At 66.7% G+C, this 351-nt stretch carries 1 protein-coding gene; it reads right to left on the bottom strand.

All coding sequences use genetic code 11. The features are described 5' to 3' along the window. Nucleotides 1–351, bottom strand: a 351-nt coding sequence (locus QWI17_RS16580; RefSeq protein WP_302723641.1) for an aconitase family protein, incomplete at both ends; no start/stop codon positions are given.

Raw genomic sequence — 351 nt, 5'->3', positions numbered from 1 at the left:
ATCACCGCACCATCAGGCATCTGCCCTGGCACTTGCTGCCAGCTGCCGGCAATGCCTTTGGCCGCCAGCTCGCTGGTGGCCACGCGGGCATGCGGGTTGGACGGGCCGGCCATGTTGCGTACCACGCTCGACAAGTCGAAGCTCAGGGTACGCTCGTATACCGCGCCGGCCAGGCTGTCGGCCCAGAGGCCGGCGACCTTGGCATAGGTTTCCACCCGTTTGACCTGCTGTTCTTCACGGCCGGTCAGGCGCAGGTAATCGATGGTCTGCTGGTCGATGGCGAACATGGCCGCCGTGGCGCCGTACTCCGGGGCCATGTTGGAGATGGTCGCGCGGTCCCCCAGGGTCAGG

This window comes from Gilvimarinus gilvus (assembly GCF_030518155.1).
GTDB lineage: Bacteria > Pseudomonadota > Gammaproteobacteria > Pseudomonadales > Cellvibrionaceae > Gilvimarinus > Gilvimarinus gilvus.
Note: the sequence above shows the minus strand (reverse complement) of the source record. Positions and strands in the feature narration are given on the sequence as shown.